Here is a 9,381-nt window from a genome sequence, read left to right as displayed (position 1 = left end):
CGGCTGCTGCGACAGCGTCGACGGTCTGCTGGCGCTGGACGCCAAGGCCAGGCGCATCGCCCAGGTGATTTCATCTGGCTTGAGCCGCTGATTTAACCGGAGCCTTGCCATGTTGTTGACGGTGTTGGCATTTTTAGTGACGATCGGCGTGCTGGTCGTCATCCACGAGTACGGGCACTACCGTGCCGCCGTCGCATGCGATGTCAAGGTGCTGCGGTTTTCCGTGGGCTTTGGGCGAGTGCTCTGGCGCCGCATGCATGGCGAGACCGAATTCGTGGTGTCCGCCTTGCCGCTGGGCGGCTACGTGAAGATGCTGGACGAGCGCGAAGGCGCGGTGTCGCCCTCGGAGTTGAGCCGGGCGTTCAACCGAAAGCCGCTCAAGCAACGGGCCTTCATCGTGGCGGCCGGGCCTGCGGCAAATCTGGTGCTGGCTGTGTTGCTGTATGCCTGCGTCAATTGGGCTGGGGTGCAGGAGTTGCGACCCTGGATGGCGCAGCCCAAAGCCGAGAGCCTGGCCGATCAGGCGGGGCTGCAGGCGCGCGATGAGATCCTGTCGGTGGCCCAGGTGGGCGCCGATGCCGCTGACGCCTCCGAGGAGGGCTGGCAAACCATCCGCTCGATGAGCGATTTGCAGTGGCAGTTCACCCAGGCCGCTTTGGCGGGGCGCGATTTGCGCTTGCAGGTCAGCCACAACGCATCGGGTACTGGTGAGCCGCAACCGCGAGGCAGCCGCACATTGACCTTGGCGCTCAGCCGCATTCCCGCAGCCGACGTGGATGCCAAGTTGCTGGATCGGATCGGCCTGATGGGCCCTTATGTCGAACCCATCATTGCCCAGGCCATCACCGGTGGTCCTGCTGCCCGTGCGGGTTTGAAGGCCGGTGATCGAATCATGCAGATCAATGGTCGGGTGCCCACCGATGCCGCGCAATTGCGGCAACTGATTGGGGCCAGCCACGAGCAGGGACAGGCCAAGTCCATCCAGTTGAAGGTGCTTCGCAGCGGGCAAAACCTGGACATCACCGTCACTCCGGTGATGAAAGACGTGGACGGCAAGCAGTTGGCGCGCATCGAGGCAGGCATCGGATCGCCGCCTGCCATCGTTGAGGTGAGCTATGGGCCGCTCGAAGGTTTGACCCTGGCGCTTAACCGCACCTGGGACGTCTCCCGCATGAGCCTGGAAATGCTGGGCAAGATGGTGGTGGGGCAGGCTTCACTGAAGAATCTCAGCGGACCTTTGACCATTGCGGATTACGCGGGGCGCTCGGCCGAAATGGGTTGGGTACATTACCTGGGTTTTCTGGCGCTGGTCAGCGTCAGTCTGGGCGTGCTCAATCTGCTGCCGCTGCCGGTGCTGGATGGCGGGCACCTCATGTATTATCTTTTTGAAGGACTCACCGGCCGGCCCATCTCAGAAGTATGGATGGAGCGGTTGCAACGCGGTGGCGTGGCCATCATGCTCACCATGATGTCACTTGCCCTCTACAACGATTTGGCCCGAATGTTGGGCTCGCACTGATCTTTCATGCAATTCCCTTCCAAGACTGTCCACCGGTTCAAACCGACCCTGGCCGCCGCGCTCGTTGCCGTGTCCATGTTCCACACCGCCGCTTTCGCGGTGGAGCCCTTCGTGCTCAAGGACATCCGTGTCGAGGGCCTGCAACGGGCTGACGCGGGCACGGTGTTCGCCTCGCTGCCTTTCCGCGTGGGCGACACCTACACCGATGACAAGGGCTCGGCCGGTTTGCGCTCCTTGTTCGCCACGGGCCTGTTCAAGGACGTGCGCATTCAGATCGACGGCAGCGTGGTCGTGGTGGTCGTTGAAGAGCGCCCGGTCATCGCCAAGGTCGAATTCGTGGGCACCAAGGAGTTCGACAAGGACAACCTGGTCAAGGCGCTCAAAGACATCGGCATCGGCGAGGGCCAGCCGTTTGACCGAGCTCTGGCCGACCGCGCAGAGACCGAACTGAAGCGCCAATACCTGTCGCGCAGCCTGTACGGCATCGAGGTGGTCACCACCATCACCCCGGTGGACCGCAACCGCGTCAACGTGACCTTCAGCGTGACCGAAGGCGAAACCGCCAAGATCAAGAGCATCCGGATCACCGGCGCCAAGGCTTTCTCCGAAAGCACCTTGCTGTCGCAGATGGACCTGACCACCGGCGGCTGGCTGACCTGGTACACCAAGTCCGACCAGTACGCGCGGGCCAAGCTGAACGCCGACCTGGAAACCATCAAGGCCTACTACCTCAACCGTGGCTACCTCGAGTTCAGGGTTGAATCCACGCAGGTGGCCATCTCGCCAGACAAACAAGACATCTCCATCGCCATCAGCGTGACCGAGGGCCCTCGCTACACCGTCACCGGCGTGAAGCTGGAAGGCGACTACCTGGGCAAGGACGAAGTGTTCCGTTCGCTGGTGGTCGTCAAGCCTGGCGACTCGTACCGCGCGGAAGACATCGCTTCGACCACCAAGGCCTTCACCGACCGGTTCGCGGCTTTTGGCTATGCCTTCGCCCGCGTTGATTTCCGCCCTGAGCTGAACCGCGACAAGGGCACGGTCGTGGCCGTGTTCGCCTCGCAACCCCAGCGCCGCGTGTACGTGCGCCGGGTGAATGTGGCAGGCAATTCACGCACGCGCGATGAAGTGATCCGCCGCGAGTTCCGCCAGTTCGAATCGGCCTGGTACGACGGCCAGAAGATCAAGTTGTCACGCGACCGCGTGGACCGCCTGGGTTATTTCAAGCAGGTTGGCATTGACACGGTGGAAGTGCCGGGCACGCAAGACCAGGTAGACCTGACCATCACCGTGGAAGAAAAGCCCACCGGCAACCTGATGCTGGGCGCGGGTTTTTCGAGCGCTGAGAAGCTCTCTCTGACAGCTTCGATCAAGCAAGACAACATCTTCGGCACCGGCAACTACCTGGGCATTGAAGTCAACACCAGCAAGTACAACCGCACGCTGGTGGTCAGCACGGTTGATCCATATTTCACCGATGGCGGCATTTCGCGCGCGGTGGATGTGTTCTACCGGACCTCGCGCCCGCTGAGCTCACAGGGTGGCGACTATGAGATAGTGACCCCGGGCGCCACGATCCGGTTTGGTGTGCCATTCACCGAGTTCGACACCGTGTTCTTTGGCCTGGGTGCTGAACAGACCACCATCAAGGGCGAGTTGGGCTTGCCCGACAACTACAAAACGTACCGCCGCAATTTCGGTGAAAGCAGTTTGTCGATTCCGCTCACGGTGGGCTGGGCTCGTGATTCACGTGACAGCACCATTGCGCCCAACCAGGGGCGTTATCAGCGCGTTAACCTGGAATGGGGTGTGGCGGGTGACACGCGCTACTTGCGCAGTGACTACCAGTTCCAACAATACTTCCCGCTGACCAACCGCTTCACCTTTGGCTTCAATGCTCAGATCGGCTACGGTGTGGGCTTGGCGGGCAAAGAGTACCCCTTCTTCAAGAACTTTTACGGCGGGGGCTTGGGCACGGTGCGCGGTTTCGAGCAGAACTCGCTGGGCATGCTGGACAACACCGGCGCCTACATTGGGGGCAACAAACGCATCAACATCAACAACGAGTTGTATGTGCCGTTCCCGGGGGCCGGCAATGACCGCACCTTGCGCTTGTTCGGATACCTGGACGCTGGTAATGTCTGGGGCACCGAAGACCCAATCAAGCTGGACGATTTCCGCCTTTCCATGGGCGTGGGCGTCAGCTGGGTCTCACCGGTGGGGCCGCTTAAACTCAGCTACGGGCAACCTGTTCGCAAGTTTGATGTGGATAAAATCCAGAAACTCCAGTTCCAGATCGGTACCGCATTCTGACCATGAAATCCGTCCTCAAGACCCTGATGGTCACCGGTTTGCTGGTGGCCGCAGCCACGGCCTCTGCCCAGGAATTCAAGATTGGGTACGTCAATCTTGACCGCGTGCTGCGCGACGCGACGCCTGCCAAGGCGGCGCAAGCCAAGCTGGAGGTTGAATTCAGTCGCCGCGAGAAAGAGCTGACCGACACGGCCCAGCGCATCAAATCGGCTTCGGACAGGTTCGAGAAAGATGCGCCCACCCTGGTCGAAGGCGAGCGGGGCCGCCGCCAACGCGACCTGGTCGAGCAAGACCGCGAGTTCCAGCGCAAACGCCGCGAATTCCAGGAAGACCTGAACCAGCGCAAAAACGAAGAATTGGCCTCGGTGCTGGACCGAGCCAACCGCGTGGTCAAGCAAATATTTGATCAGGAAAAATACGACCTGATCGTTCAGGAGGCCGTCTTTGCCAGCCCGCGTGTGGACATCACCGACAAGGTGATCAAGTCCCTCAACACATCCCTCGGCAAGTGAGCGGGTCGGTCAACCCGACCGGCTCGACGTCCATGGTGCAGCTCGGTCAGATCGTCGCAGCGCTGGGTGGCGAGTTGCTGGGCAACGCTGAGCTGTCGATTGCCCGCATCGCACCGATCGAGCAGGCGCAGGCTGACGCGATCACCTTCCTGGCGCACCCCAAGTACCGAGCCCAGTTGGCCAGCACATCGGCTGGCTGCGTGATCGTCTCAAGCGCGTTGAAGTCTGAGGCCGCGGCCCGTGGCGCGGTCATCGTCACGGACGATCCTTATCTGTACTTTGCCAAGCTGACGCAGTGGTGGGCCAGCCGCACGCGCCCGCAAGCGTTGGACAGCATCCACCCCAGCGCGGTGATTGATCCCAGCGCCAGCTTGGGCGAGGGCGTCAGCATTGGCCCCTTGGTGGTGGTGGAGGCCGGTGCGGTCATTGGTGCTGGCGCGGTGATCGGGCCCCATTGCGTGATCGGGCGTGGTGCCCGCATTGGGGCGGGCACTCGCTTGGCCGCCAGCGTCAACATCGGCTTTGATTGCAGCATTGGCGATCGCTGCCTGTTCCACAGCGGCGTGGTGATCGGGGCTGATGGCTTTGGCTTTGCCCCCACCCAGGGACGCTGGGAAAAAATTGAACAGTTGGGGGCCGTCCGCATTGGGGATGACGTCGAGATTGGCGCCAACTCCTGTGTGGACCGCGGCGCCCTGGGCGACACCGTCATTGACAATGGGGTCAAGCTCGACAACCTGGTCCAGATCGGGCACAACGTCCAGATTGGCGCACACGTGGCCATGGCTGGCTGCGCGGGTGTGGCTGGCAGCGCCGTCATTGGGGCCCATTGCACCGTGGGCGGCGGCGGCATGGTGCTGGGCCACCTGACTCTGGCGGAAGGGGTGAATGTCTCGGCCGCCACCCTGGTCTCACGGTCCATTCACAAACCGGGGCTGTACAGCGGCGTTTTCCCATTCGACGACAATGCGTCGTGGGAAAAGAATGCCGCGACCTTGCGCAATTTGCATGCCCTGCGCGAACGCGTTCGCGCCTTAGAGAAACAACAGAACAACCATGATGATGGACATCCACAAGATTCTTGAAAAGCTCCCGCACCGCTACCCCATGCTGCTGGTGGACCGTGTGCTGGAGATTGAAAAGAACGTGCGCATTCGCGCGGTCAAGAACGTGACTTTCAACGAGCCCTTCTTCCAGGGCCATTTTCCGGGCCGCCCGGTGATGCCGGGCGTGATGATGCTGGAAGCCCTGGCGCAAGCCGCCGGCATCCTGGCGTTTGAAGGCATTGGCGCCAGTGCCGACGAGAAGATGGTGTACTACTTCGTGGGCATCGACAACGCCCGCTTCAAGCGGCCGGTGGAGCCCGGCGACCAGTTGATCCTGGACGTGACGATTGACCGCCACCGTGCTGGCATCTACAAGTTCAATGCCAAAGGCTGGGTGGGCGACGAGCTGGCTGTTGAGGCGCAGCTGATGTGCACGCAGCGCACGGTGGGTTGAGGCGAGGGCGCAGCAACATGGCGAGCATTCATCCCACCGCGGTGGTCGATCCCCAGGCACAACTGGGCGACGCGGTCAGCGTCGGCCCATACACGGTCATCGGCCCCCACGTTCGCATTGACGAAGGCACCACCGTGGGCCCGCATTGCGTGATCGAGGGCCACACCACGATTGGCCGCGACAACCGGATCTTCCAGTTCGCGTCCTTGGGTGGCAGCCCACAAGACAAGAAGTACGCCAACGAGCCCACCCAACTGGTGATTGGCGACCGCAACACCATCCGCGAGTTCAGCACCTTCAACGTGGGCACCGCCCAGGATGAAGGCATCACGCGCTTGGGCCATGACAACTGGATGATGGCCTACACCCACCTGGCGCACGATTGCCAGGTCGGCAACCACACCATCTTTGCCAACAATGCGCACATCGCCGGCCACGTGCATGTGGGTGATTGGGTCATCCTGGGTGGCTTCACCTGTGTGCACCAGTTCGTCAAGATTGGCGCCCATGCCATGACCAGCATGGCGACGGCTTTGGGCCAGGATTTGCCACCTTTCGTGATGGCCCAGGGCAACATGGCCGAAGCGCGCGGCATCAATCTGGAAGGATTGCGCCGCCGTGGTTTCGGCCCCGAGCGCCTCAAGGCGGTCAAGGAAATGCACCGCGCTTTGTACCGCCAGGATCTCACCCTGGAGGAAGCCAAGGGCCGCATCGCCGAGTTGGGCACCACCCACCCCGAGGCCCAGCAGGACGTTGATTTGATGATCAACTTCCTGATGGCCTCCACCCGCGGCATCGTGCGCTGAGCGCACCCCTGGAGCCGTGTTGATGAGTGGATCTGCTGCGCCCAAGGTGGCCATGGTGGCTGGCGAAGTGTCGGGTGACTTGCTGGCCGGCTTGCTGATGGGCGGTCTCAAGGCTCGCTGGCCCGAGCTGAATGCCATGGGCATCGGTGGCCCCCGCATGGCGGCACAGGGCTTCGAAGCTTGGTGGCCCTGTGAGAAGCTGTCCGTTTTCGGATTTGTCGATGCGCTGCGCCATTACCGCGAGCTCTCCGGCATCCGTCGGCAACTGGGTGACCGCCTTTTGGCCCAACGCCCGGATGTGTTCATTGGTGTCGATGCGCCTGATTTCAACTTCGGGCTGGAAGCCCGCTTGAAGGCCCAAGGCATCAAGACGGTTCATTTCGTGAGCCCGTCGATCTGGGCGTGGCGGGGCAAACGCATCAACAAGATTGCCCAGTCCACCGACCACATGTTGTGCATGTTCCCCTTCGAGCCCGAGCTGTACGCGGCCAAGAACATCCCGGCCACGTATGTGGGCCATCCGCTGGCCGACGCCATCCCGATGGAGCCCCCTTGCGAGGCCAGCCGCCAGAGCCTGGGCTTGCCACAGGATGCACCGGTGCTGGCGGTGTTGCCAGGCAGTCGCCGCTCCGAGATCCAGCACATCGCGCCCGCGTTTTTGCAGGCGGTGACCGAGCTGAGCCACCAGCGGCCCGACATGCGCTTCGTGATGCCCGTGGTGCCGAGCTTGCGGGACATGGTGCTGCCCTTGGTGGCCCAGTACGCGCCCCATGCCAACATCCACTTGCTGGAGGGCCGTTCGCACGAGGCCTTGGCCGCCTGCGACGTGACCTTGATTGCCAGCGGCACGGCCACGCTGGAGGCCGCGCTGTTCAAGCGCCCCATGGTGATCGCCTACCGTGTCAGTGGCTTGAGCTGGCAACTGATGAAGCGCCTGGGTTACCTGCCCTGGGTGGGTTTGCCCAACATTTTGTTGAAAGACTTCGTGGTGCCCGAGCGCCTTCAAGACGCGGCCACCCCCAAGCAGTTGGCCGCCGATGTGCTGGACTGGCTGGACCACCCGGCCAAGGTGTTGGCGGTGCGTCAACGCTTCATCGAGCTGCACCACACCTTGCGGCGTGACACCGCCCGTTGTGCCAGCGAGGCCATCGCCCAAATCCTGGAGGACGGTCGCCGTGCCTAAGCCGAAGCAGCCCACCGAACCGCAGCAATTGGGCCTGCAATGGCAGGTGGCCACCTTGATGGCGGGCGTGGACGAAGCCGGGCGCGGTCCCCTGGCGGGCCCTGTGGTGGCCGCCGCCGTCATTCTGGATGATCAGCAACCGATCAAAGGCCTGGCCGATTCCAAGAAGCTCACGGCCCGCCAGCGCGAGCGCCTGTTTGACGAGATCCGGGCCAAGGCGCTGTGCTGCTGCATTGCCGAAGCCAGCGTCGAAGAGATCGACCAGCTCAACATCCTGCACGCCACCATGCTGGCCATGAAGCGCGCGGTAGAAGGCCTGCGCCTCAAGCCGGGCCTGGTGCTGGTCGATGGCAACCGCATTCCTGTGCTCAAGGTGCCCGCCGAAGCCATTGTCAAAGGCGACGACAAGGTGCAGGCCATTTCAGCGGCGTCCATCCTGGCCAAGGTGCACCGTGATCGCCTGTGCGTGCAATTGCATGAAGCGCATCCGCAGTATGGCTTTGACCAGCACAAGGGCTACCCCACGGCCGACCACCTGGCCGCCTTGCGCGAGCATGGTGCCATCGACGCGCATCGCCGCAGCTTCGCACCGGTCAAGGCAGTGCTGAGTCGAGAGGCCTGATCGATGGCGATGCCCTCCGTGGTTCAACTGATCACCTCGCGTGACAACCCTTTGGTGCAGCGTCTGCGCAAGCTGGCCCAGGATCCAGCCGCTTACCGCAAGCTGGGCGAAGTGTGGCTGGAGGGGGATCACCTGTGCTCGGCCTACCTGGCGCGGGGCAAGAAGGCTGCTGTGGCGGTGGTCGCCGACACCGCCTGGCTTGGCGAGCATGGCCTGGGCAATGGCGGCGACCCACTGGCCTACAAGCTGACGACGCTGGCGCGCCAGGCCGAGAAGGTGGTGGTGCTGCCCGAGTCGATCTGGAAGGTTTTCACCGGGCTGGAGTCACCGGCCCGCCTGGGTTTCCTGGTGCAAACGCCCTGGTTGGGCGATGGCCAGGCCAAGGCAGAGGTGCGTGCGGGCGTGCCCACGGTGGTGCTGGACCGCGTGCAGGACGCCGGCAATGTCGGCAGCATTTTGCGCAGCGCTTCGGCTTTGGGCGTGTCGCAGGTGGTGGCCATGAAGGGGACGGCCGCTTTGTGGTCACCCAAGGTGCTGCGGGCCGGCATGGGCGCCCACTTCGCATTGCACCTGGTAGAACAGGCCCTGCCTGAGCACCTGGCGGGTTTGCAGGTGCCCATGGTGGCCACCAGCTCCCATGCGGACCATGAACTGCCCCGCGCACCTTTGCCCGAGCCATGCGCCTGGGTTCTGGGGCACGAAGGGCAAGGTGTGGGGGCGGAAGTCATGGCGCTGTGTGCCCACACGGTGTCGATTCCTCAGCCCGGCGGTGAGGAGTCCCTCAATGTGGCTGCTGCGGCGGCCGTTTGCCTTTACGAGTCATTGCGCCGCCGGTCAGGTGGCATTTGACCTTGATCATCAGCAGGTCATGGGGCCTTGGGCCTGTCCTGCGGCATAGATCTGGCATCAAATCGTGGTCTTGAGGA

The 9,381-nt window shown here is 62.8% G+C and carries 9 protein-coding genes; all 9 read left to right on the top strand.

Features of this window, described 5'->3' with window-relative positions; translation table 11 throughout:
• Positions 1–109 precede the first annotated feature (109 nt).
• The 9 genes from rseP to Q7V20_RS13100 are packed head-to-tail and all read left to right on the top strand — an operon-like array spanning position 110 to position 9,304.
• Positions 110–1,519, top strand: a complete 1,410-nt coding sequence (gene rseP / locus Q7V20_RS13140) for an RIP metalloprotease RseP (RefSeq protein WP_304791718.1) — start codon at positions 110–112, stop codon at positions 1,517–1,519.
• 6 nt (positions 1,520–1,525) lie between these two features.
• Complete coding sequence (bamA, locus tag Q7V20_RS13135; protein WP_370652465.1) at positions 1,526–3,832, top strand: outer membrane protein assembly factor BamA; 2,307 nt, start codon at positions 1,526–1,528, stop codon at positions 3,830–3,832.
• A gap of 2 nt (positions 3,833–3,834) precedes the next feature.
• A complete protein-coding gene (locus Q7V20_RS13130; RefSeq protein WP_304791715.1) occupies positions 3,835–4,344 on the top strand; it encodes an OmpH family outer membrane protein in 510 nt (169 codons plus the stop codon).
• Positions 4,345–4,376: 32 nt separating this feature from the next.
• Complete coding sequence (lpxD, locus tag Q7V20_RS13125; RefSeq protein WP_304791728.1) at positions 4,377–5,429, top strand: UDP-3-O-(3-hydroxymyristoyl)glucosamine N-acyltransferase; 1,053 nt, start codon at positions 4,377–4,379, stop codon at positions 5,427–5,429.
• Entirely contained in the window at positions 5,404–5,844 is a 441-nt protein-coding gene (gene fabZ / locus Q7V20_RS13120) for a 3-hydroxyacyl-ACP dehydratase FabZ (protein ID WP_300546041.1), read from the top strand. Before lpxD ends, fabZ begins: the two co-directional genes overlap by 26 nt.
• A 17-nt stretch (positions 5,845–5,861) precedes the next feature.
• Positions 5,862–6,650, top strand: a complete 789-nt coding sequence (gene lpxA / locus Q7V20_RS13115) for an acyl-ACP--UDP-N-acetylglucosamine O-acyltransferase (RefSeq protein ID WP_304791712.1) — start codon at positions 5,862–5,864, stop codon at positions 6,648–6,650.
• 22 nt (positions 6,651–6,672) lie between these two features.
• Entirely contained in the window at positions 6,673–7,833 is a 1,161-nt protein-coding gene (lpxB, locus tag Q7V20_RS13110) for a lipid-A-disaccharide synthase (protein WP_304791709.1), read from the top strand.
• Positions 7,834–7,891: 58 nt separating this feature from the next.
• Positions 7,892–8,455: a ribonuclease HII gene (gene rnhB / locus Q7V20_RS13105; protein WP_304791723.1), complete on the top strand. Its 564-nt coding sequence runs from the start codon at positions 7,892–7,894 to the stop codon at positions 8,453–8,455.
• Positions 8,456–8,458: 3 nt separating this feature from the next.
• On the top strand, positions 8,459–9,304 hold the full coding sequence (locus Q7V20_RS13100; protein WP_370652464.1) for a TrmH family RNA methyltransferase: 846 nt from the start codon (positions 8,459–8,461) through the stop codon (positions 9,302–9,304).
• Positions 9,305–9,381: the final 77 nt, after the last annotated feature.

Source organism: Aquabacterium sp., from assembly GCF_030652515.1.
Lineage (GTDB): Bacteria > Pseudomonadota > Gammaproteobacteria > Burkholderiales > Burkholderiaceae_C > Aquabacterium.
This window is presented reverse-complemented; position numbering and strand designations above follow the sequence as displayed.